General features: G+C 63.0%; 24 protein-coding genes and 2 pseudogenes. 16 read left to right on the top strand and 10 right to left on the bottom strand.

All coding sequences use genetic code 11. From position 1 onward, the window contains the following. Positions 1-131 precede the first annotated feature (131 nt). The 3 genes from R2770_00935 (at position 132) to R2770_00925 (ending at position 2,216) form a co-directional block, all read left to right on the top strand. The gene (locus tag R2770_00935; protein MEZ5279009.1) at positions 132-452 is read left to right on the top strand and encodes a hypothetical protein; all 321 of its coding nucleotides are present in this window, start codon (positions 132-134) and stop codon (positions 450-452) included. Positions 453-460: 8 nt separating this feature from the next. After that, complete coding sequence (locus tag R2770_00930) at positions 461-1,192, top strand: integrase core domain-containing protein (GenBank protein ID MEZ5279008.1); 732 nt, start codon at positions 461-463, stop codon at positions 1,190-1,192. Positions 1,193-1,646: 454 nt separating this feature from the next. After that, the gene (locus tag R2770_00925) at positions 1,647-2,216 is read left to right on the top strand and encodes a hypothetical protein (protein ID MEZ5279007.1); all 570 of its coding nucleotides are present in this window, start codon (positions 1,647-1,649) and stop codon (positions 2,214-2,216) included. A gap of 1,322 nt (positions 2,217-3,538) precedes the next feature. Here R2770_00925 and R2770_00920 read toward each other — a convergent pair. Genes R2770_00920 through R2770_00910 form a run of 3 tightly spaced genes read right to left on the bottom strand, consistent with a single transcriptional unit; the run spans position 3,539 to position 5,363 of the window. Continuing rightward, entirely contained in the window at positions 3,539-4,198 is a 660-nt protein-coding gene (locus R2770_00920) for a hypothetical protein (GenBank protein MEZ5279006.1), read from the bottom strand. Further along, complete coding sequence (locus R2770_00915) at positions 4,195-5,025, bottom strand: ABC transporter ATP-binding protein (protein MEZ5279005.1); 831 nt, start codon at positions 5,023-5,025, stop codon at positions 4,195-4,197. The genes R2770_00920 and R2770_00915 overlap by 4 nt, the downstream gene beginning before the upstream one ends. After that, positions 5,022-5,363 carry a PadR family transcriptional regulator gene (locus R2770_00910; GenBank protein ID MEZ5279004.1) on the bottom strand — a complete coding sequence of 114 codons (342 nt, stop codon included), beginning with the start codon at positions 5,361-5,363 and terminating at the stop codon, positions 5,022-5,024. Before R2770_00910 ends, R2770_00915 begins: the two co-directional genes overlap by 4 nt. Positions 5,364-5,496: 133 nt before the next feature. Here R2770_00910 and R2770_00905 point away from each other — a divergent pair, with 133 nt between their 5' ends. After that, complete coding sequence (locus tag R2770_00905; protein ID MEZ5279003.1) at positions 5,497-6,552, top strand: integrase core domain-containing protein; 1,056 nt, start codon at positions 5,497-5,499, stop codon at positions 6,550-6,552. A 249-nt stretch (positions 6,553-6,801) separates the two neighbouring features. On the opposite strand, the gene R2770_00900 is transcribed toward R2770_00905, so the two are convergent. Then, the gene (locus R2770_00900; GenBank protein MEZ5279002.1) at positions 6,802-7,296 is read right to left on the bottom strand and encodes a hypothetical protein; all 495 of its coding nucleotides are present in this window, start codon (positions 7,294-7,296) and stop codon (positions 6,802-6,804) included. A 25-nt stretch (positions 7,297-7,321) separates the two neighbouring features. Next, complete coding sequence (locus R2770_00895) at positions 7,322-8,026, bottom strand: hypothetical protein (protein ID MEZ5279001.1); 705 nt, start codon at positions 8,024-8,026, stop codon at positions 7,322-7,324. A 130-nt stretch (positions 8,027-8,156) separates the two neighbouring features. Between R2770_00895 and R2770_00890 the strand changes: the two genes are divergently transcribed. The 3 genes from R2770_00890 to R2770_00880 all read left to right on the top strand — a co-directional run bounded on the left by R2770_00890 (position 8,157) and on the right by R2770_00880 (position 11,740). Continuing rightward, positions 8,157-9,461: an IS256 family transposase gene (locus tag R2770_00890; protein MEZ5279000.1), complete on the top strand. Its 1,305-nt coding sequence runs from the start codon at positions 8,157-8,159 to the stop codon at positions 9,459-9,461. Between the two features lie 392 nt (positions 9,462-9,853). Continuing rightward, positions 9,854-10,933, top strand: coding sequence for an integrase core domain-containing protein (locus tag R2770_00885; GenBank protein MEZ5278999.1), 1,080 nt, complete (start codon positions 9,854-9,856; stop codon positions 10,931-10,933). Positions 10,934-11,083: 150 nt separating this feature from the next. Then, positions 11,084-11,740: a zinc ribbon domain-containing protein gene (locus R2770_00880; GenBank protein ID MEZ5278998.1), complete on the top strand. Its 657-nt coding sequence runs from the start codon at positions 11,084-11,086 to the stop codon at positions 11,738-11,740. A 253-nt stretch (positions 11,741-11,993) separates the two neighbouring features. Here the strand turns inward: R2770_00880 and R2770_00875 are convergent, their stop codons facing one another. Next, positions 11,994-12,368: a type II toxin-antitoxin system RelE/ParE family toxin gene (locus tag R2770_00875; GenBank protein ID MEZ5278997.1), complete on the bottom strand. Its 375-nt coding sequence runs from the start codon at positions 12,366-12,368 to the stop codon at positions 11,994-11,996. 295 nt (positions 12,369-12,663) lie between these two features. On the opposite strand from R2770_00875, the gene R2770_00870 reads away from it, so the two are divergent. Continuing rightward, positions 12,664-13,206 (top strand): integrase core domain-containing protein, encoded by a 543-nt coding sequence (locus tag R2770_00870; GenBank protein MEZ5278996.1) that lies wholly within the window; start codon positions 12,664-12,666, stop codon positions 13,204-13,206. 784 nt (positions 13,207-13,990) lie between these two features. On the opposite strand, the gene R2770_00865 is transcribed toward R2770_00870, so the two are convergent. Next, on the bottom strand, positions 13,991-14,335 hold the full coding sequence (locus R2770_00865; protein MEZ5278995.1) for a hypothetical protein: 345 nt from the start codon (positions 14,333-14,335) through the stop codon (positions 13,991-13,993). A gap of 154 nt (positions 14,336-14,489) precedes the next feature. After that, a complete protein-coding gene (locus R2770_00860; GenBank protein ID MEZ5278994.1) occupies positions 14,490-16,262 on the bottom strand; it encodes a hypothetical protein in 1,773 nt (590 codons plus the stop codon). Positions 16,263-16,430: 168 nt separating this feature from the next. On the opposite strand from R2770_00860, the gene R2770_00855 reads away from it, so the two are divergent. Next, on the top strand, positions 16,431-16,718 hold the full coding sequence (locus R2770_00855; GenBank protein MEZ5278993.1) for a transposase: 288 nt from the start codon (positions 16,431-16,433) through the stop codon (positions 16,716-16,718). Between the two features lie 17 nt (positions 16,719-16,735). On the opposite strand, the pseudogene R2770_00850 reads toward R2770_00855, so the two are convergent. Beyond that, positions 16,736-17,773 (bottom strand): annotated as a pseudogene (locus R2770_00850) (transposase). A 362-nt stretch (positions 17,774-18,135) separates the two neighbouring features. Here R2770_00850 and R2770_00845 point away from each other — a divergent pair. Next, positions 18,136-18,785: pseudogene (locus tag R2770_00845) on the top strand (IS6 family transposase). 303 nt (positions 18,786-19,088) lie between these two features. Here the strand turns inward: R2770_00845 and R2770_00840 are convergent. After that, entirely contained in the window at positions 19,089-19,367 is a 279-nt protein-coding gene (locus R2770_00840) for a hypothetical protein (GenBank protein ID MEZ5278992.1), read from the bottom strand. Positions 19,368-19,679: 312 nt separating this feature from the next. Between R2770_00840 and R2770_00835 the strand changes: the two genes are divergently transcribed. The 6 genes from R2770_00835 to R2770_00810 all read left to right on the top strand — a co-directional run bounded on the left by R2770_00835 (position 19,680) and on the right by R2770_00810 (position 22,722). Continuing rightward, entirely contained in the window at positions 19,680-20,144 is a 465-nt protein-coding gene (locus R2770_00835) for a hypothetical protein (GenBank protein MEZ5278991.1), read from the top strand. Further along, positions 20,144-21,040, top strand: a complete 897-nt coding sequence (locus tag R2770_00830) for a zincin-like metallopeptidase domain-containing protein (protein MEZ5278990.1) — start codon at positions 20,144-20,146, stop codon at positions 21,038-21,040. The genes R2770_00835 and R2770_00830 overlap by 1 nt, the downstream gene beginning before the upstream one ends. Further along, entirely contained in the window at positions 21,037-21,246 is a 210-nt protein-coding gene (locus tag R2770_00825) for a helix-turn-helix domain-containing protein (protein MEZ5278989.1), read from the top strand. The genes R2770_00830 and R2770_00825 overlap by 4 nt, the downstream gene beginning before the upstream one ends. Before the next feature lie 309 nt (positions 21,247-21,555). Next, positions 21,556-21,897, top strand: coding sequence for a single-stranded DNA-binding protein (locus tag R2770_00820; protein MEZ5278988.1), 342 nt, complete (start codon positions 21,556-21,558; stop codon positions 21,895-21,897). A gap of 105 nt (positions 21,898-22,002) precedes the next feature. Further along, on the top strand, positions 22,003-22,296 hold the full coding sequence (locus tag R2770_00815; protein ID MEZ5278987.1) for a hypothetical protein: 294 nt from the start codon (positions 22,003-22,005) through the stop codon (positions 22,294-22,296). A gap of 186 nt (positions 22,297-22,482) precedes the next feature. Continuing rightward, positions 22,483-22,722: a helix-turn-helix domain-containing protein gene (locus R2770_00810; protein MEZ5278986.1), complete on the top strand. Its 240-nt coding sequence runs from the start codon at positions 22,483-22,485 to the stop codon at positions 22,720-22,722. Positions 22,723-22,968 lie beyond the last annotated feature (246 nt).

Here is a 22,968-nt window from a genome sequence, read left to right as displayed (position 1 = left end):
ACCGGTTCCCCTCCTTTGTGGGTGCCCGAAATAGGGCCATAGTGTCTGACCAGGTCGTTTGCCCTCCTGTGGGTGCCCGAAATAGGGTCATGGTGTCTGACCAGGGGCGATGCCCTCCATCCTGGCATCCCGTGTTTCGTATTCTGTACCGATTCTTGGCCCTGCTCGCACGGCTCGCGGTGCGGTCTGGGCGCTCCAAGGACATCGAGATCATCGTCCTACGCCACCAGCTCACCGTGCCGCGCCGCCAGTTCGACCGGCCCGCAATCAACGACGACGACCGAACACTGCTCGGCGCTATCGCAGCTGCACTCCCCCGACGACTTCGCGAAGGCTGGATCGTCACGCCAGAGACGCTGCTGCGATGCACCGCAAACGCATCGCCCGACACTGGACCCAGCCTCAGAAACGTCCCGGCCGACCCTCCACCGACAGCCAAGTCGTCGCGCTGATCGTGGAGATGGCCACCGACAACCCAACCTGGGGCTACCGACGTATCACCGGTGAACTCCGACGGGCTGGCCACAAGGTAGGCGCTTCGACGGTGTGGCGGATCCTCAAACAACACAACATCGACCCATCCCCCAACCGTGCCGACGTGACCTGGACCCAGTTCCTGCGCTCCCAAGCCGCCGTGGCCTGCGACTTCGCGACCATCGACACCGCGTTCTTGCGCCGCTACTACCTACTGTTCGTCATCGACGTGACCAGCCGCGAAGTGTTCTTCGCCGGAATCACCGCCAAGCCGACAGGGCCGTGGACCACCCAAGCCGCCCGAAACCTGTTCCTGACCCACTCCGACCGGCTCGAACCGGCCCGGGCTCTGGTGCGTGACCGCGGGAGCCAATTCGTCGACGCGTTCGACGAGATCTTCCGCACCCAAGGTATGAAGGTACTCAAGACCCCGGTCCGAACGCCGGTAGCAAACACTTTTGCTGAACGCTGGATCGGAACCCTGCGCCGCGAACTGCTCGACCGCACCATCATCTGGAACCAGCGACAGCTCCACCGCCTCGTCGTCGAATTCATCGACCACTACAACCAGCACAGACCCCACCGCTCCCTCGACCAGCAACCTCCCCGACCCACCGATACCCCAAATGACTCGCCCGACAGGCCCAAACCGGTCCTCCAGATCGTCCGAAACACACGATGCGACGGCCTCATCAACGAATACAGAACAGCCGCCTGACCAGGAACGACAGGATCTCGGGCACCCACACGCCTGACCAGCCCCGGCCGAGTATTCGGCACCCACAACTCACTTTGCCGTTAGCAAATCCGTTAGCAACCGACACACTTGCGATCGAAAACGAAGGAACCCCAGGCCTGTGACCTGGGGTTTTAGGTGCTTCGTATTGGTGTCGGAGGGGGGACTTGAACTCACCTCCCCGAAGTGGCGTCTGGCGGCAATAGGTAGCAGGGAGCGGCAAACAACGGCAACTGGCGACCGGCCCGAACGCTACCCGCCGCAAGATTCCGCTCCTTGCCGCAGGCTGCCATTAGCAAACCATTTGCATAGCGACACCCCTGGCGGGTGACCGCGTTCACGGTCGGTCCCCGATGCCGGCAGGCGTTCGGCTCGCCGAGCTGACCCAGGCGTGACTGTCAGGGCAAATCCACCCGATCACGTCGAGAAGTTCCTCATGATCGCGTATGAGGTTCCGTTGGTGGATCGGCTCATGGTGGGCGATCCGATTACGCAGGAAGTGAAGTCGCTGAATCCGGTCGTCGACATCGGCGCGCACAATCCTCGCATCGCCGGCATCAGGATGGTGAGAAAAGGCAGCCGCCAGCGCCGGAACCCACAACGACGTCAAGTAGTGCGTGGTGCACAGGAACCGCCAGAACCCGAAACTCAACTCCGCTATCACCTGACCGTGCGCCTCCGGCCGACCGCGACGAGTGGACCGACGACGGGCCGCATCAATATCGTCCCAGGCGCGCCGTCCAGGCCTCCCCGTGAACAAAGGCCGTTGCCGATACCAGACCTGGGACCATCCCCGCGACTGGCCGTATGTGATCAGGGCGACATCGATCGCATTGCGGAAGATCACCTCGAGACGACCGAGATCCTCGTACAGAGCAGCGCCAACCTGGGCGTTCCAGTCGTACAACTCGACAGCCGCGCGAACATCGCCAGCCGTCACGGCCAGATACGACGAGAGCCTGTCAGAGGTGAGACGATCAACGATCGTCTGATGATTGAACGTTGACATCTTCACCGCCGACCCTACAATGGACGGCGAAGACCCCGGAACCGTCCCTGCCCTGCAAACGGCCGGGGTTACGCATTTTTCGAGACACACCGTGTGGTGCCCGGAAACCCGCGCGTGGGTGCTGACCAGGCCTGATGCCGCCATCCTGAATCCTCGTGTCTCGTCTCCTCTACCGGTTCCTTGCCCAGTTCGCGCGTATCGCTGTGCGTTCTGGGCGCTGGAAAGACCTCCAGATCATCGTCCTTCGCCACGAGAATGCCGTGCTGCGCCGCCAGGTAGGCCGACCATCGCTCACCGACGACGACCGGACCCTGCTCGGCGCGATCGCCGCGGCCCTGCCCAAGGCGCTACGCCACGGCTGGATCGTCACACCCGAAACGCTGCTGCGATGGCACCGCAAACGAATCGCGAAACACTGGACCCAGCCACCTGTGCCGCTCGAATATTGGCGCGTGTGCGCTGACCAGCGCCTTTGCCCGCCATCCTGGCCTCTTGTGTCTCGTCTCCTGTACCGCTTCCTCGCTCAGTTCGCTGGTCTCGCCGTGCGTTCCGGACGCTGGAAAGACCTCCAGATCATCGTCCTGCGCCACGAGAACGCCGTACTACGCCGCCAGGTCGGCCGACCCGCGCTCAACGACGACGACCGGACCTTGCTCGGCGCTGTCGCCGCAGCTCTGCCCAAGGCGCTGCGGCAAGGTTGGATCGCCACACCCGAGACGCTGCTGCGTTGGCACCGCAAACGGATCGCGAACCACTGGACCCAGCCACCAACCCGTCGTGCCGGTCGGCCCCTGAACCTGCCGGAAATGCATCGCACCAGGTGGGAGACGGTTTCGGGCTCTACCCTCCAGCGAGTGAAACCGCAGATGAGAGAGCTGTTGTGTGGTCAATTCGCCTCGCAGAAAGATGGTTCGGATCGATCCGCCGCGAACTCCTCGACCGCACGATCGTTTGGAACCAACAGCAGCTCGAACGCCTCGTTCGCGACTACGTTTAGCACTTCAACCAGCATCGACCCCACCAGCCGCTCGACCAACGACCACCGACACCCGTCGACGAACCGCCAGAGGTGTCCCCATCCACCGTCACCGTGCTTCGAACCAGCCGATGCGACGGACTCATACACGAGTACCGAAATGCCGCCTGATGGGGGCCACCCGGTTTCCGGGCGGCACAGGCTCTCCGTAGGTTCAGGACGCTCCCAAGATCTCGACCAGCCGATGTGGCGGCCCCCCATCCACAAGCTCTGCAACAGTCCCTCGGTTGGATGAACCATCGACGTCGCCCGTACAACCAGGGTCGCGCCGGCGGTGCAGTCGTCAGCGTGGCGCGGAGCGTCGGTCGAAAGCCCAGCTGACAATTCCGCTTAGGACGACGACGGTGGCGGCGTGGGTGAGGCCGTCGGCGAGGGAGCCGATGTCGGGGCCGTCGATGGCCCAGGTTCCGAGTTCACGTGATGACCAGAACGGCAGCGCTCGGGACCAGGTGTCGAACGGATTGGCGACGGCCTGGAGGCCGGCGAAGAAGAACAGCACGAGTGTGCCTTCCATTTCCCTTCCGATGACGGTGCCCACGGTGGTGCCGACTCCAACTGCGACTGCGCCGGTGACCAGGAAGTCCACTGCCACGGCACTGAGGCTGCGCACGTCACGGTCGACACCGACCAAGGCGACATAGGCGACGGTCAAGGCCGCGACGATCGCCAGCAGGCCGAGCAACCTTCCAGCCAACAGGTGGCCGCGTCGCCAGCCGGCGAGCGTCAGGCGGGGTTCGAGATTCCGGGCCGAGACGGTGGCGAAGAACGCGACGGTGCTGACCGCCCAGCTGATTCCGAACACGAGCGCCCGGACCGACTGGCCGACCGAGGAGCGGGTGACGAAGTAGAAGGCGACTGGCATGACCACCAGCACCGCGAGCGCAAGGCGGCGGCGCAACAGCGCCCGCATCGTCGTGTTGGCCCGAAGGACGATCGTGTTCATCGCAGGGTCAGCCCTTCGATCTCGACAACCTTGGACGCCTTGGCCAACGCGTCGGTCGAGTGCGACGACACAACCGCAGAGCGACCGCCTTCCTGCCAGGCCCACAACAGCGCCCAGAAGCGCTGCTGACTGTCGGCGTCCATGCCCTGGTACGGCTCGTCGAGCAGGAGGATCTCGGGTTGTGCAAGCAGTGCGGTGATCACGGCCAGCTTCTGGGCCGTACCTCCCGAGAGCTCCCCCGCCAGCGGCCCCGAAGCGGAGTCCCAGCCGAGTTCACGGGCTAGCCGATTCCCTTCGCGGCGCGCCTCGGATCCGCTCATTCCGGTCGGCGCGGCGAAGAGTTCGAAGTGCTCCCCAGCGGTCAGGTACAGGTCAAGCCCACCTGCTTGGGGGACGTAGCCAACCGCACCAGAGACCGAGATCGTGCCGGTGTCCGGGCGCTCAAGGCTCGCCAGCATGCGCAGCAGCGTCGACTTCCCTGCCCCGTTCGGGCCCGTCAACACCACAACCTCGCCCTTGGCCACGCTCAACGAGACCTCGTGCAACGCGACAGCTCCGCGGTAGGACTTCGACACCGCGTCGACCTGCACGACCACCGGACCCTGAACGGTCTTCTTGGACCGCTGGCCCACGTCAGCAGTGCTCGCGAGCGCTTTCGCCAGCTCCGCCGCATACACGTCAGGGGGTCCGAAGTGCTCAAAGGCCGACACGCCAGCATCGGTGAGAAACCCTTCGGTCTCCACCCGAGCCGATGCCCGCTCCACCGGGGCCACGCCGGCCGCCTCGAGCGCGTGATCGAAGGCATTCAACCAGGACTCGTCCCTCACCGCGCCACCTCCGCCCCCAACACGCTGGCGACCCGGCCCGCGAACTCACCCCACGCCTGCGCTTGGTGTTCCAGCTCAGCCCGGCCCGAAGCGGTCAGGGTGTAGTACTTGCGGCCCGGCCCCCCATCGCCGGCCTTCCACTGCGGCGCCAGCCACCCCCGCTTCTCCAGACGAGCCAACGATGGATACAGCGACCCGCCCTTCACCCGACCCAACCCGGCGTTCTCCAGCCGGGCGGCCAACTCATAGCCATAGGTCTCTCCCTCGCCGACCAGGGCCAACAGGCACGGGTCCAGCACTCCACGAAACCACCCCGACGGTACATCGACATCTTGCATAGATAGACACCCTACCTAGTGGAGCCATCGATTGCCGAGGATGGTTCTCAACGAATGGTTGACAACAGCGTGTGGTGCCCGGAAACCCGCGCGTGGGTGCTGACCAGGCCTGATGCCGCCATCCTGAATCCTCGTGTCTCGTCTCCTCTACCGGTTCCTTGCCCAGTTCGCGCGTATCGCTGTGCGTTCTGGGCGCTGGAAAGACCTACAGATCATCGTGCTGCGCCACGAGAATGCCGTGCTGCGCCGCCAGGTCGGCCGACCCTCGCTCACCGACGACGATCGGACCCTGCTCGGCGCGATCGCCGCCGCGCTGCCAAAGGCGCTGCGTCAGGGATGGATCGTGTCGCCTGAGACTCTGCTGCGATGGCACCGCAAACGAATCGCGAAACACTGGACACAGCCACCGGCTCGCCGGCCTGGGAGACCTCCGATCAGCGCCGAGCTACGTCAGCTGATCGTGCGACTCGCCCAAGAGAACCCGACATGGGGACATCGCCGCATCCAGGGCGAACTCGCCCGACTCGGCCACAAGATCGGCAAAGGCACCGTATGGCAGATCCTCACCGACCACGGCATCGACCCGTCCCCAAACCGCTCGGATGTGACCTGGACCGAGTTCTTGCACTCCCAAGCAGCGGTCGCTTGCGACTTCTTCACCGTCGACACCGCTTTCTTGCGCCGCTACTACATTCTGTTCTTCGTCAAGGTTCGGTCCCGCGAGGTGATCTTCGCAGGCATCACGGCCAACCCGACCGGAGAGTGGACCACACAGGCCGCGAGAAACCTGTTCATGAGCCACGCCGAACGCCTCGAAGGAGCACGAGCACTCGTTCGTGACCGTGGCAGCCAGTTCGTTGACGCTTTTGACGAGGCATTCAGAACCGAAGGGTTCAAAATCCTCAAGACACCCGTTCGGGTTCCAGTCGCGAACACGTTCGCTGAACGCTGGATCGGGTCGATCCGCCGCGAACTCCTCGACCGCACCATCGTGTGGAACCGCCAGCAGCTCGAACGCCTCGTCCGCGCCTACATCGCTCACTTCAACCAGCACCGACCCCACCAGTCTCTCAACCAGCGGCCACCGACACCCGTCAACGAACCGCCCGAAGCTCCGCCGACGCCCGTCACCGTGCTCCGAACCAGTCGATGCGACGGCCTCATACACGAATACCGAAACGCCGCCTGACCAGCCACAACCGAGTTTCCGGGCACCACACGCCCAGAAACGCCCAACCGGCCGAATCCACGGACAACCAAGCCGCACCGAGACCCCCACCAACCCGACCGACGCGTTCTCGGCAGGCACACGTGCTACGAACCACTAGATGCGACGGACTCATACACGAATACGAAAACGCCGCCTGACCAGCCGCGACCGAATATTCGAGCGGCTCACGCGCCAGTCGATCCGTCAACGCAACAGCGCCTTCACGACTCACGAGCACTCGTCGAGTACGGCAAGGAACTCGTCTAACGGCTCCCCACTTGCGGAGGCCAAACTTCTTATCTGGGAGCTTGCGGACAAACCTTCGGCCGACCCCTCTCCGAGCGAGACGGGTCGGCACAAATCGTACCCCGCAGACATCAACCACTCAATCGTCGGAGCAGCTGCGCCCGACGTCAGCTCGCCGCCTTCAAGCGCGAGTAGGTAGAGATTGATGTCGTAGTCTCGCGCATCTGCGCCGCTGGAAGCGAGAATCTCCGCTGCTTCAGGCTTCCTTTGCGCGACCGCCAGGATCAGCGCCAAGTCTAGTTGAGTCCGACCCACCTGGCTTGCCCGCACGCGCAGCGCATCCATATCCCCAACGTCAATTGCGTCCTCGAGGGCGGTATCGGGATCAACGAAACTCGGCAGGTTGGGACCAGATGAGCGGTCGACAAATAGAAAGACAGTCCACAATGCCAACGCGGCCAGAGCAATCAAGAACAAGCTGCGCCTCAACGATCGACTATCCCTAGGGAAGCGCACAGCCACCAACTCCGAATCCTCGTCGACATGATGCCTCGGTCTCAAGCAGCTCTTGAGCGCGAGCAAAGAGTTCATCGTTTGAATACGACCCCCTACCCGAGAACTCCTCGGCTATCTGAGCAGCAACGTCGTTGTTCAAATCATCGATGTATGAGTCGAGCGGGTCAACCACAATAGCTTCGTGCGAATCAAGGATCGCGCGACCATCGTCCCCGAGCTCGAGGAGAGCGCGCGCCGAGCCGTAGAGGTGCCTGAGCGCATTTCTGCGACCATGGCCTCCGAGGGCGTAATCGGTTCGTCCAAACGCGTCAGCCGAGATCTTTTCTGCAGCTCGACAATCGTTTAGACGCGTTGCACAGGCGAGAATCTCGGCTTGCGTTCTGTCGCTGTTATAGAAGAGGAACCGATCCCCGCGGTCAGATATCGCTTCTCCCTCTATGAGGTTCTCGAAGTCTTCCCAAGAGTATGTCGCGGATGCATTCCACCAGTATCTCGATGTCTTGCCGTTCGGCTTCACAAACGTCACCGACACCGTGGCAGATTTTGACCCTGACCAGCTGCTTCCAGCGAATACATCTGTCGAGCGCGTGACGGTGTACTCCCACCCCATCTGCTGTAGTTGGTTCAAGTAGCGCCACGAATTCACGACCAGCTGTGCGACGGGGTCGTCTGGGTCCAGCGCATAGGACATGTCGGGCGTATCATATATGTGGCCTGTCGGGTCGCTATACCGCAACGGAGGGTCTGTCCGATCGTGTGTGTAAATGGTGTGGCCTGAATGGTCCGCGGCTGTTGGTCGTGGGTCGGGAAGGATCACGCTTGTGACCACACGAAAGAACACGTCAACGTCGAGGGAGTTGGTGCCTGTGGCGCCGCCGGGGGAGCTCGTCGTTGGTGACGATCTGAACCTGTTGGCGGAGCAGCTGGTGGATCAGGCTCGTGCTGATGGGATCGCTCTCACTGGCGAGGGCGGTTTGTTGCCCCAGCTGATCGCTCGGGTGCTCGAGACCGGCCTGGGGGTCGAGATGACCGACCATCTGGGTTATGAGCGTCACTCGCCCGACGGGCACAACACTGGGAACTCGCGTAACGGGTCGTTTCCCAAGACTGTGACGACCGAGGTCGGCGAGGTTGAGCTGCGGGTTCCTCGGGACCGTAACGGAACGTTCGACCCGGTCCTCGTGCCTCATGGTCAGCGGCGGATTGATGGTCTGGCCGGCCAGGTCATCTCGCTGTATGGGCAAGGGCTCACAACTGGTGAGATCCGTGACCACCTCGAAGAAACCTATGGCACTTCGATCTCCAAGGACACGATCAGACGGATCACCGACACGATCGTCGCGGAGATGGAGGCCTGGCAGTCGAGGCCGCTTGATCCGATCTACGCGGTCGTGCTGATCGACGCGATCGTGGTCAAGGTCCGCGACACGCAGGTCGCGAACCGGCCGGTGTATGTGGCGATCGGCGTGAACCTCGACGGGGAACGAGACGTGCTCGGCTTGTGGATGGGCCCCACCGGTGGTGAAGGAGCCAAGCAGTGGATGACCATGCTCACCGAGCTCCGCAACCGTGGCATCACCGACGTTTTGGTGACCTGTTGTGACGGGTTGAAGGGTCTGCCCGAGGCGATCCGGACGATCTGGAAAGACACCACCGTCCAGACGTGTGTCGTTCATATGGTGCGCAACAGTCTGCGCTACGCGTCGAAGAAGCACTGGGGTCAGATCACGAAGCAGATGCGAGCGATCTACACCGCACCGACCGTTCCGGCCGCCGAGGCAGCGTTCGCCGAGTTCGCTGATGGCTGGAGAGACATCTACCCGGCGATGATCGGTTCATGGGAGAACGTGTGGAACGAGTTCGTCCCGTTCCTCGAGTTCCCACCCGAGCTCCGCAAGATCATCTACACGACCAATTCCATAGAGTCGCTGAACGCCAGATTCCGACGAGCCGTCCGCCACAGAGGACACTTCCCAACCGAGCAGGCCGCGCTGAAGGTCCTCTACCTCACGGCGACAAAACGGCGCAAGAACCGCCAAGACCTCATCGGCAAGACCAACGGCTGGAAAGCCGTCCTCAACACCCTCACCGTTCACTACGGTGAACGCATCACCAACCACATCTAATCAATGACAGCCACGACCGTTTACACACGAAATCTGACAGTCCCGAACGTGTCGCCCGACCGTCTAGCCCGACCAGCAAGTTTCCGCAAACCACACAAGCGTCACACATGAACAAGCGTTCAGCGCCGGGTGGACCAGATCACAGGGTTTCTGCTCGCCGCAAACCGATCGCAGCAGGCGAGAGGCGATGTTGGACTCTGCCCGGCGACCCATGAAGCCGCGGTTGTGGAGTTCCCCGCTGTGTGAGACACCGCTACCTGAGAGAAGATCTCGGGGGAGGAGTCCACGAGCCTGGTGAATCGCCATACCTATAACGAAGAGTTCGAGCGTGAAGCTGCCGGAAATGCGTCGTAGCAGGTGGGAGGCTGTTTTCGGACTCTACCCTGCGGCGGGTGAAGCCGAAGATGAGGGAGCTGTTGTCGTGGCTGGTTCGCCTGGCTTTCGAACGTCTGGCGCTCATGTTGGTCTCTGGTGACGACCGCATCGCTGAGATCCTCGCCCTGCGCCATCAACTCCGTGTGACGCAGCGCCAGATCGACAAGCCCAAGTTCACGCCAGCCGATCGTGCCGTCCTGGGTGTGCTCTCGCAGGTCTTCGACCGTAAACGACTCCCACGGGTGATGTTGATCGTCAAGCCTGAAACTGTGATCGGCTGGCACCGCCGCCTCGTGACCCGCCGATGGATCTACCCCCATACCAAGCCTCGCGCCGGACGGCCAGCCACACCTGCTCAGCTTCGCGAACTCGTTCTGCGTCTCGATTCGGAGAACCCCGCGTGGGGATACCGTCGAATCCACGGTGAACTCCGCCGCCTCGGCCACCGCATCGCGGCCTCGACGGTCTGGAAGATCCTGCGCAACGCAGGCCGTGAACCGACACCGAATCGGACTGGTCCGTCGTGGTCGCAGTTCATCGCGTCGCAGGCCAAGGTGATGGTCGCGACAGACTTCTTCACCGTCGACACCGTCCTGTTGCGCCGCTACTACGTCCTGTTCTTCCTCGAGTTGGACACCCGCAGAGTGCACATCGCCGGCATCACCACCAACCCCGACGGACCCTGGACCGCCCAAGCCGCCCGAAACCTGCTCATGGACTGGACCCACAAGACCCGCTTCGTGACCCGCGACCGCGGCAGCCAATACACCCGCACGTTCGACAACGTATTCGCCGCGGTCGGCGCCGACGTCGTCCCCACACCACCAGGCGCACCGCGGGCCAACGCCTTCGCCGAACGATGGGCCCGTAGCGTGCGCCACGAACTCCTCGACCGCACCCTGATCTGGAACCGCCGCCAACTCCAACGGCTCCTCGACGAATACGTCGCCCACTACAACGCGAACAGGCCACATCAAGGCATCAACCAACGCGCCCCCAACGACACCAAACCCGCGGAACCAGTCGAAATCGGCCAACCGGTCACCCGCACCCACGTCTGCGGCGGACTCATCAACCAATACCACCACGCCGCCTAACCGCCCACCTCCCCGCCGACAACCCATCCCAGAATCCACCTGTCCCTCAGCGCGTCCACGAAGACCCGACCAACCGAGTCCACAACCAAGAAACCGCTACCAAGACTCCCCCAAGGCCGCCGACCAATTCTCGGCAGCTTCAACCAACCGTTGATCAGCCTCGAACTGTTCAACGCCGCCCAAGCCGTGTTCACCGGAGCACAACGCTCCAAAGTCCGCCGTGAGCGGACCCAGCACACCTACCTGCTCAGCGGACACGTCTACTGCGCCGAATGCGGACGACGCATGCAAGGCTCCTGGAATCACGACCGCCCCTACTACCGCTGCAAGTTCCCCAAGGAATACGCCGTAGGCAAGGGCGAACACCCCAACACCATCTACGTACGCGAAGACGCGATCACCCCCGCCATCGACAACTGGCTCGCCCAGCTCTTCGACGACGAACACATCGACGCCACCTGCGCCGCCCTCGAGACCGCAGCCGGCCCCGACCTCGCCGAACAGAACCGCATCGCCGTAGCCCGAGCCAAGCTCACCGAGTGCGACAACAAGCTCGCCAAGTACCGCCAAGCCCTCGAAGCAGGCACCGACCCAACCATCGTGGGCGAATGGATAGAAGAAGTCAGACTCGCCCGCAGAGCCGCAGAGCTCGCACTCCAACCCAACCCAGGCAACAACCGCCTCACAGCGACCGAAATCAAAACAATCGTCCGACAACTCAAGGGAATCGTGGCGATTCGCCACTGCAGACCCCGAAGACCGCAAAGCCGTCTACCGAGAACTGAACCTGCCGTGCCACCGAGTTGACCCACGATCGAGCGCAGCATCTCCAGCGAGAGGCCAATCTCGCCGTGCTCGATCTGAGAGATCGCTGACTGGGACTTGCCAATCATTTCGGCCAACTCAGCCTGGGTAACCCCGAGCGACTTGCGCAACTCGGCCAGCCGGTACGACGCGAGCTCTTCGAGAGCGCGGACCTTGCCCTCATCGATACGCGCAGCACGAACCGGGTCGCGACGGGCGCGATCTCGTAGCTGGCTGAATCTCTTGGTCGTTGGCATCAGATCAGTCCTTCCCTGCGTAGTTCTTCGAGGTGAGTGTCGTAGAGGTCGTCGGCGATCGGTGTGTAGTGGTCGTACCAGCGGTTCCAGTTGGGAGTTCCCGGGTCATCGGGGCTCTTGTCGCCTCCGATCAACAGGATCGCCATGCGGCGCGGGTCGAAGGCGAACATCACCCGGATCGCTCCCTCGCAGCGCAGTTCCTTCATGTTCGAGTGCTTCGACTGGTGCACGTTGTCGACCGTCGGACGACCCAATCCAGGACCCGTCGACTCGAGCACCTCGACCCGCGAGATGACTGCATCCTGCTGCACTTCGCTCAACGACTCATACCACTCCTCAAACTCGTGCGTGTACTCCACTTCCCATATCGACATCAGCTCACCTAATATTAGTTGAACTCATATCGACCAGCAATGGCGATGGCGTCTCGAACGGCTCGAAACAGCCAAACACGCAGGTCAGACTACACGGACGAGTTTTCGGGCGGCACAGCGCCTCGACGACGAGAACCCCACATGGGGATACCGGCGAATCCACGGCGAGATCGTCCGCCTCGGTCACCGAATCGCAGCCTCTACGGTGTGGTCGATCCTTCGCAAAGCAGGCCGCGAACCGACACCGAATCGGACTGGTCCCTCGTGGTCGCAGTTCATCGCGTCGCAGGCCAAGGTGCTGGTCGCTACCGACTTCTTCACCGTCGACACCGTCATGTTGCGCCGCTACTTCGTGATCTTCTTCCTCGAAATCGACAGCCGACGGGTTCACATCGCCGGAATCACCACCAACCCCGACGGGCCATGGACAGCCCAAGCGGCCCGGAACCTGCTTATGGACTGGATCCACAAGACCCGGTTCGTCATACGCGACCGCGGCAGCCAGTACACCCGCACCTTCGACAACGTCTTCGCAGCCATCGGCGCCGAAGTCATCCCCACACCACCAGGCGCACCAAGAGCCAACGCCTTCGCCGAACGATGGGTCCGCACCATGCGCCACGAACTCCTCGACCGCACGCTGATCTGGAACCGCCGCCAGCTCCGACGTCTCCTCGACGAATACGTCGCCCACTACAACGCGAGCAGGCCCCATCAAGGCATCGACCAACGCGCCCCCAACGACACCGAACCCGTGGTGCCAGTCGAGATCGGCCGAGCAGTCACCCGCACCCCCGTCTGCGGCGGACTCATCAACCAATACCACCACGCCGCCTGACTCGCGTCGCCCCGCCGACCCTCCACCCTGACTCTCAGACGATGATAACGGCGCGCCCACAAACGCCCGAACGGACCAGACCGGAGCTAGAAGGCCGCTACTGAGACCCCCACCAACCAGGCCGACGAATTCTCGGCAGGCACAGGCCGCGAGGAACCTGTTCATCGGCCACGCCGAACGCCTCGAAGGAGCACGAGCACTCGTTCGTGACCGTGGCAGCCAGTTCGTTGACGCGTTTGACGAGGTATTCAGAACCGAAGGGTTCAAGATCCTCAAGACACCGGCGCGGGTTCCTGTCGCGAACACGTTCGCTGAACGGTGGATCGGCTCGATCCGCCGCGAACTCCTCGACCGCACGATCGTGTGGAACCAGAAGCAGCTCGAACGACTCGTTCGCGACTACATCGACCACTTCAACCAGCATCGACCTCACCAGTCGCTCAACCAGCAGCCGCCGACGCCGAAACACGACCCGCCCAAAGTGCCACCGGCGACCGTCACCGTACTTCGAACCAGTCGATGCGACGGCCTCATCCACGAATACCGAAATGCCGCCTGACCAGGGGCGACCGAGTTTCTGGACGCCACGCCCGAGACCACCGACGAATTCTCGGCAGCTTCACCCGCTGCGACGGACTCATCAACGAATACAGAACAGCCGCCTGACCTGCCACGACAGGGTTTCGGGCACCCACACCCTCGCCGCTTGACAAGAGAGCGTCAGGCAGCTCCACCCCACAGGCTGCTTTCAATGGATTTGAGGACGCGCGCCAAGAAGCGCCAGTCAATCGCCGTACAGAGTCTCTGCGACGTCGTCAGGCACTGGGCTTATCGCTACAACGAACTCAGTCATCCCGGGGCACAGATCAGACGGGTTCTGTGAAGGGTCGGCAATCCCTTCCAGGCCCTCTAGGTCTACCACGATTCCTCGGTAGAACAGCTCGGTCACTGGCTGCGAAAACCCCAGACGGGACACGACGTTGCCATCCACGTACCGCTCGCCATGAGCGACTACGACGCCAAAGGTCTTGCCATCGGGATCTGTATAGGTGATGCAGCCGGGTTCAAGGAAACTGAATGATCCTTCAACCGGCCCTGAGGTGTTGTTGACGTATTCGCTATCACGCACCATCAACAGCTCGAGTCCGACCTCGGGCTGGGTTGAGGTCGTTACGGGCTGGGATGTCTCTACCGTAGTCGAGGTGGACGTCGTCGATGCGCTGTTGGATACACCAGGTGCCGAGCAACCTCCTGCCGTCAGTGCCAGGAGACCTACGAGTAGGCTATTGGTCCGTATAGACGCGGGCATTTGAGACGTCCACATTCTGGTAGGCGCTATCGTTGTAAACCTCGAACCGAAGTGCCGTGTGCGCAAGCGTGTACGTCACATAGAACTGTCTGGAGGTCCAGGAGTTCGGTGGCAATAGCAGGTTCTCGACAGCTACCTGGTTCGCCGCTCCACCGATGCCCCACAGGGCGAGCCGCACGGGACACCATGCTCCGCTGTTGCAGTACAGGTCAGCATTCAATCGGTACGTGGCTTTCTGGTTCGTCAGCATGTTGCGTTGGTTGTAGACAGAACAGCCAGCCGAGACTGGAGCACAGTTGAACTCAAGCCGGTTGCTCCCCCCAGGGCCACCGCCGTACACCGCCCAGTTCATTCCCAAGGGACTTCTGTTCCAGTGATTCACCGAGCCGTTCGTGTAGCCGGTGTTGTACAGCAACTGAATATCAGTCGCCGCACCTGTCAACACGGTACTGTTCAGCACAGAGCTGTAGTTGATGCCCGTGTACACCGCGTTGGTAAACGAACACTCCGAGGACGAGGGGGGCCAAGCGTTGGGGTTTCCAGCTCCAGCACATTCCCCGCCGATGTGAGAGGCTGCGTGGTTGATGCCGTAAGCGGCGTTACCCCAGTAGACCGGTCCGCCACTATCACCACCCCAGACCAAGTAGTCCTCGTAGGAAGGATGTTCAATGATCATGAAGTGGTTGGCGTGATCTGGGCTCGGTGCGTAGTTCTTTGTGAGTAGCGTTCCACAGTCATTCCCCGTGGTCTTCCCGTAGGTGCACAGAGCCTGACCGACCACCTGACTTGGCCGCGCTACCGTCGATGTAATGTCCCGCGTGTACGAGCCGTTGTACATCTGGTTCCGCGGAGTCATGGTGCCCTGGGTGCTGCTGAACTGGAGGTCGGCGCTCCCGTAGTTCTGCTCGGCACGAGTGAAGCTCGATTTACCGCTCACGGTGGGGTTATTCGAGCAGTGAGCGGCAGAGAGGTACCCGTACTCGTAGATCCGCTTGGCAACGAACCCGGTCGTGCAAGCAGGAATCGACGCGAGACCAGCAGTGATGTCCACAGCTGGCGTAGCCGCAAGTTGCACCACCTCGACATCAGCGACCATGTCTTGCTGTCCAGCTGCACGCTCCCGGGCAAGCGCTCCATTGATCGACGCGCGTTCGGCGACGGAGCCAACGTGGACCGAGATGCTGCGAGTACGAACGTCGAAGTCAGATGCCGCCCTCGGAGCGACCGAGGCTAGAACCTCACGAACCCGAGCCAGGCGATCGAGCTCAGCGGCGAGCGAGGTAGGAACTGGCCTGAACTCGACGTCGAGTTCTCCTCGAAGCATCTCGTGCACTGCCTGCCGGGCTGCATCAGCCTTTCCTACATACTGCACCACGAGCCACGGCGTACCGTTCCGCATCTCCAGCCAGAGACCGCCGTGGCGGCCAGTGTCCTGCTCAAGTAGCGCATTGACAGGCCCTGCGCGCACCCCAGCTTGGCCGTACGCGATCGCCTCATCAATGCTCCAACCCATGGCGGCCGCAAGCACACGCGCGTCCTCCTGCGCGGCAGAGGTTGCATCAAGCCATGGAACGTCTGGGTCTCCGTCCACTGGGGGTGGTGCGTCGGTCGGTAGCAGGACCTCTGCGCCGCCGTAGTCATAAGTGTCGCTTTCGACAACGGGCTCAGTCGCCCCGACGTCTCCCGATGGGGCGACGATCGCCACCACCATCGAGACAACCAACAAGGGTGCGAACCACCTGGACATACCTTGACTCCACCTACGGTTAGCGAGATCTCCCGATTCATCGCGGACGGTACCCGGCTCCGGCTTGATCGTCAACGCGGAACTCGGCACAAGGTCTGGGGACTGCCGCGGAAAGGGGTGTCAACTTCGATGACTTGCCGACAGGTAGGTCTGAAAGGATGACGCATCATGCCCAGGCCGTATCCACAGGAGTTCCGTGACGATGTCGTGCGGGTTGCTCGCCAGCGTCCCAAAGGGACGACGCTCGAGGAGATCGCCGGTGACTTCGGGATCCACCCGATGACGTTGTCGGACTGGCTTCGCAAGGCTGCCGAAGCCGAGAACGAACCGGACACGACCGCACCGAGCGAGGACCTGCGCGAAGCTCGCCGGCGGATCAAGCTCCTGGAGCAGGAGAACGAGGTTCTGCGACGCGCTGCCGCGTATTTGTCGCAGGCGAACCTGGATCCAAAATGACGCTTCTATGCATCGTGTCAAGTCATGATGGCTTCGAGCTGGCGGTAGGTGGATCGTGCGACGTAGCGCTTGAGGCACCGACGGATCTCTCGGTTGCTCAGCCCTTCGGCGCGTCGCCTCGCAACGTAGGCCTTGGTGGTCTCGTCGCAGCTCATCCGGGTTCGCACGATGATGTCGAGCGCTCGGTTGAGTTGGCGGTCGCCTGATTCGTGAGAGCCGGTGCCGAGAGGTGTTCCCTGATGAGGCTGGGAGAGGGGCAACTCCGGCCAACGAAGCGAACGCTGCGTCAGAGCGGACCCGTCCTTTGTGGGAGTAGGCGCAGATCAGGATGGCGGCGGTGACGGGCCCGATCCCGCGCTGGTCCTGCAATCCGGGCGCGACTTGGTCGGCAAGTTCTTCGAGTTGGCGGTGGTTGCGAGCAAGAAGGTCGGTCTGGTCGATCACGGGTCTTGGCAAGCCGGCGGGCTTCTTGGCGAGCGATACCTGCCGCCGAGTCGAGTTCGGACCGGCCAGATCTCGCGCACCTGAGCGTTGGTGAGCGGCCTGCGTGCGTCAAAAGCGAGATCGGTAGCGCGGACCAGAGCGATCAGCGCATTGCGGTTGGCGGTGCGTTGCTGGTCGATGAGTGACCGGGCGGCAAGCAGAGTCCGCAGAGCGCCTCGTCGACCGGTGCTGCGTGGCTGAGCGAGAGCGTCGACGTTCTTGCCCAACACGCTGCGGGCCGCTGCCTCAGCGTCGATGGAGTCCGACTTTCCGCCATGGGCTTGGATAGCCCTGGTTGCAGGACGAACCTCTGCAACCACAAGACCGGCCTCGATGAGCAGGGCAGTGATCGACGCTCCGTAGGAAGACGTTCCCTCGACTGCCGCCAAGGTTGCCCCCTCAGTCCGCCGGTCTATCCATCTGAGCGCTCGGACGAGGCCAGCTCGAGTCGCCGGGAACACACCAGCGTCGACGACGGCTCCGGTCCGGCATTCGATGATGCTGTAGGTGTGTGAGCGAGCGTGTGTGTCGACTCCGACAACGTGGTCGAATCGGTCTGCAACGATGGCCATCTGAGCTCCTGAACTTTGTTGATGTGGGATGTTGGCCAAGCCGTGTGGTTGCTCAGAGATCAAATCTGTAATGAGTCACGCTCATCCGGAACCCGGACGAGCGGACAGGCTTCTAATCAGGACATCTGCGCACAAGAGGCTTGGTCTCGACCAGAACGTGGACACGTCATTTTGAAGACACCTTCGTAGTTGAAGGGTCGGATATACCCGGGTGGCCGGAACGCAGCCTCTCAGTCAGCCACGGGCCAACCGGAACCCATTACAGATGTTCCCGGTCGTGACCGACCTCGCCACCGACGGAATCCCCGTCACGGGGCACCGTTGCGTTGACGGACAGGGCGGTGTGCGGCGAGCATGTCGGGGTGAATCGCCGACGTCGTTTTGAGTCCGCTGCCTTCGCCGGATACCGGTTCCCGTCCGAGGTGAGCTTGTTGGCGGTGCGCTGGTATCTGCGCTACGGGCTGTCGTACCGGGACGTCGAGGAACTTCTCGCGGAACGTGGTGTCGAGGTCGATCACGACACCGTCTACCGCTTGGTGCAACGATTCTCACCCCTGCTCATCGACGCCGCCCGCCTTGTCGTCACGCGGTTGGTGAGCGCTGGTTCGTTGACGAGACCTACGTCAAGGTCGCCGGTGTGTGGCGCTACGTCTACAGGGCGGTCGATCAGCATGGGCAGGTCATCGACGTGTACGTCTCGAAACGACGCAACATCGCCGCGGCCCGGAACTTCTTCGAATCGGCACTCGATGCCCATGGACGGCCTGGCGAGGTCACCACAGATCTCGCGGCGCCCTTGCTTCGTGTCATCGACGAGTTGATCCCCGAAGCGATGCACGACACCGAGTAGTACGGGAACAACCGGATCGAATCAGATCACGGTCGCCTCAAGGCGAGACTCCGGCCGATGCGCGGATTGCGAACAGATCGAACGGCGTCGGTCGTGATACGTGGTCACGCCTTCGTCCAGAACCTCCGGCGCGGCCACAACGAACTCGCCCATGTGATCTGATCGATCACCGACACCGAACCGCCCATCCGCGCCAGCCGATCAACCAACGCAACAGTGCCTGTACCTGCCGGAAATGCGTCGTAGCAGGTAGGGGTCTGTTTTCGGACCGCACTTTGGTGCCCCGTCGCCGGGGCGATATCAGTCTCACCGGTATGGGTCACACTGATATCAGCCTCGGGGGTTGGGCCTTTTGGAGCTTCCCGAACGGTCATGGCAGACACACGATTCCTCGTGGTCATCAGAATCGCGCGACCTGCCATTCGATCCACCGCTTCTGATTCGTCCAGCGTCGGGGATGCAGTCTCAGCGGATGCGGGCCAGGGCAAGGACGCAGTCGAGGGCTTCGGTGCGGAACCGTTCGAGCAGGTCGCCGTGTAGCTGATCGTGGCGTGCAGCGACGTCGACCTCGTTGGCCAGCTCTACAGCCAGGGCGATCGGATCGGTAGCGCCCGCTGTCGTCTGCGACCCCCACGAGTGTCGACGAGTCTCTCGATGCCCACTTGCCCCACCTCCTGCCGGCCCGCTCTGCGAGTCTTGGTCTTGTCCACCGTCCAGGGCGTCGATACGACTCGGTGTCGCCACACCCGATGTCGGCGGCTCGGAGGAGTCGGTGGTCTCCCCCGAACCGTTCGCAATCTAGGTCGACCCGACAGATCACCGCGAAAGCCTGACACGAAACGACGGCTCACCTGTGCGCGAGTCGTTCATCTGTGAGTGCCACCGCACGAGCAGAAGCTGCCCCCGTCTGGGTCGCTTCGAATGTGAGCCTGCCACGGGCTTGCTCGCTGCGGAGGTCGTTCCGCTTCGCTGCGCTCAGGGGCTCCACCTTCTTCGCTCTCTTCGTCCCCGTGGCCTGGGACGGCTCACGAACCGAGCCCACGAAGGGAGCACCACATGCCAACCACCGATCTCACCAGACCAGCCGAACCACCACCTGGGTGGATCGACCATCTCGCGGTCCGGATCGTTGAAGATCCATTGCGGGTCCGCCATGGCCATCCGATCTCATCGGAGTATGTCGAGACGTTCTGGCTGAGCCACCTCGGCCCATCAGCGATCTGCCTGCTGCGACTCTTCGACCGCACCACCCGCCACCAGCCCGACCACCAGGCCACGATCCCGATCCCCGAGCTGGGCACGATTCTCGGAACTCCGGGCGGCAGCGGCCGCAACTCGACGATCTGGCGGCGACTCGACCGGCTGGTGCGCTTCGGTGCCGCACGCTGGGACACCGTCGACCAAACCCGGTTGTCGGTCTGGTCACACCTCGACACGGTCCCCCGCCGCCTGCAGCAGCGTTGGCCCGACTGGCTCGTCGAAGCTCACGTCCAGGCCATCAGCGACCGGCAGGCCGGGTGATGACTGTGCGATACGACCAGCTCTGCGAACAAGTCACAGCCCGAATCGTCCAGCAGATCGAGACCGGCACCGCCGGCACTTGGCGGGCGCCGTGGCATCACAACGGAACCGCCGACCTGTTCTGCCCGACCAACGCCACGACCCTCAGGCCATACGCCGGGGCGAACGTTCTGATCCTCGCCTTCGAGGCTCTCGATGCCGACTACAGCGACAACCGGTGGTCGACCTACCGCCAGTGGCAATCGATGGGCGCTCAGGTCCGGCGAGGTGAACACGGCACCCGCTGCGTCAAGTGGATCGCCAAGACCCCCAGCGCCGACCAGCCACCAGACGGTGAGAACACCGCCCGGGTGTTGATCCCGCGGGTGTTCACGGTCTTCAACGCCGACCAGGTCGACCTCCCGGACGAGCCGACCGACACGACGGAGCCGGCGCTGGTTCGGACAGAGAGCGCAGAGGCGTTCATCACAGCGACCGGAGCCCAGATCGACTACGGGTTCAACACAGCCAAGTACCGGCCCCTCGTGGACCGGATCCAAGTACCCGCCATCGGCCAGTACAGGCAGGCTGAGGATCACTACGCAACGATCCTGCATGAGCTCGTCCACTGGACAGGTCACCAATCGCGACTGAGTCGCACATTCGGTGAACGCTTCGGAGATGACGCCTACGCCGTCGAAGAACTCGTCGCCGAACTGGGCGCGGCCTTCGCGACGGCACGCCTCGGCATCACCAACAGCCCACGATCAGATCACGCCGCCTACCTCGCCCACTGGCTACGGATCCTCGACCAGAACCCCAAGGTCCTGTTCCAGACCGCCAGCAGTGCACAGACCGCCGTCGACCACCTCGCCACCTACAGCCGACCAACCACCCAGTCGGAGGTGGCAGCATGAACGGCCGGTTCGACTTCACCGAGCTCGAAGCCCACCTCGACCAGGCCCCGACCAGGGTGCTCGCAGAACGGCTCGGAGTGTCCGCACGCACAGTGTGGCGCTGGCGGGCCACAGGACTCAACCCGATCCAAGCCGACCACGCCGCCATCAAGTTGGGACTGCACCCCGGCAGCGTGTGGGCCAGCTGGTGGAACAGCGCCGCCTGACATCGCGAACCATCCGACAAGACCACGGTCACGCACCCGTATCCCCCGCCTGCCGGTACTCGACGGGCCCCGGGCTGTGTTACGAACCGCACCCTGCCACGAGGCCGCTGCGGCGCAACCACCGCTGCGGTATTCCCGCTCCAGCATTCTCACCGCCCCTACGGGGACGCTCCGCTCGGTTCCGAGGTCCGCAGGAATCTCCTCGCTCACCCTCCGGGTGTAGTTGCACCTCCACTTGCCCCTCGTGGCCAGTCACGGCTCGAACAGCCCGGAACCCCTCCGGGACACCAACAACAGGAGAACCCAGCCGTGAACAACCTCACCCTTGTCGGACGCCTCGCCACCGACATCACGCTCGACACCCCCAAAGACAAGCCCATCGCCACCTTCCGACTCGCAGTCGACCGACAGACAGGCAACGGCACGGACTTCATCCCGATCAAGGCCTTCGGAACCGCCGCCGAAACACACGCCCGCTACCTCACCAAGGGCCGCCAGGTCGCCATCACCGGCCGCCTCGCCCACTCCCAGTGGACCGACAGCAACGGCAACCGCCGGGAGAGGCTCGAGGTCATTGCAGCCAGGATCGACTACCTCGGCAAGGCCCCGGTCAGCACAACGGACGAGGAGGCCGACGACACCGAAGAGTAGACGCCAGATCTGGGAGCGGGCCCGCTTGGGGAAGCCGGGCCCGCTCCCGACCCCTGTCGCGGGGCGAGCGGCTCACAGCCCGATCGGAGCTACCGACGGAAACATATGAAGGTCCCCATCGAGCACGCCGCCGTCGAGGCAAGCACAACGATCGAAGCGCTCGTTCGCGCCATAGACGAAGGCACGATCGAAGGCTGGCGGTTCGCCGGGGGGCTCTACGTGGACACCGACGCCACACTGAACCTTGACCTACCGGTCGCGAGCTGGTGGCGAATCAAGGACTACGCCAAACATTGGAACACCAGCTATGACATGGCCCGCCGGCGGCTTCTCACCACGCCCCATGTGAACGTGCTCGACACCTACTACTACCCGGCACCAGTCCAGCCCGGACGCTGACAACTCGGGCGTCCACTTCGGACTCCGACGTGAAGTAACACAGACGGACCAACTGCCAGACGCCTCCTCGGCCCAAGACGCCCATGGCTCCACCTGCTCCAAGAATCTCTCCCTGACTTGTCGCGTTTCGGCGCCTCGAAGGTCCCTGGGGTGTGCATCAGAACCCTTCCGCACCTGGAGTCACCGATGCACATCCCTCCGCCCTACCGCGCCACGACCTCGAGCGACGACCGGGCCCGCTGGCCATTCGCACCGCTCATGGCCGCGACCGGTAACCCAACCATCACCGCCCTTGCTCGCCGGCTCGGAGTCAGCCCACGCACCGTCAGCCGCTGGCGCCGAGCAGGACTCAGCGACCACCAGGCTGACAACGCAGCCGTCACGCTCGGCTACCACCCGCTCAACATCTGGCCCGACTGGCAGTAGCGAAACCGCCACATCACCCCGCCACGACAGAGGCCGAGCCCCAAAGGCTCGGCCTCGTCGCGCCAGCACCAATCCACACGACTCGCCCCAACCCCCACACCGTCCAACCCCAGACGCTCGACGACTCCAGACGCTTCCCGCCAACCCCACACGTCTCCACGGACAACCCACCCGCGTCCGAGCAGCCTCGCGCTCGCATCCCGAATCTGTCGACGGCCCTCAACTACTGCCCGAACCGAATCCGCC

It is taken from the genome of Acidimicrobiales bacterium, from assembly GCA_041394185.1.
GTDB lineage: Bacteria > Actinomycetota > Acidimicrobiia > Acidimicrobiales > Poriferisodalaceae > JAAETH01.
The sequence above is the reverse complement of the archived record's forward strand: the minus strand, read 5'-3'. Positions and strand labels throughout refer to the sequence as shown.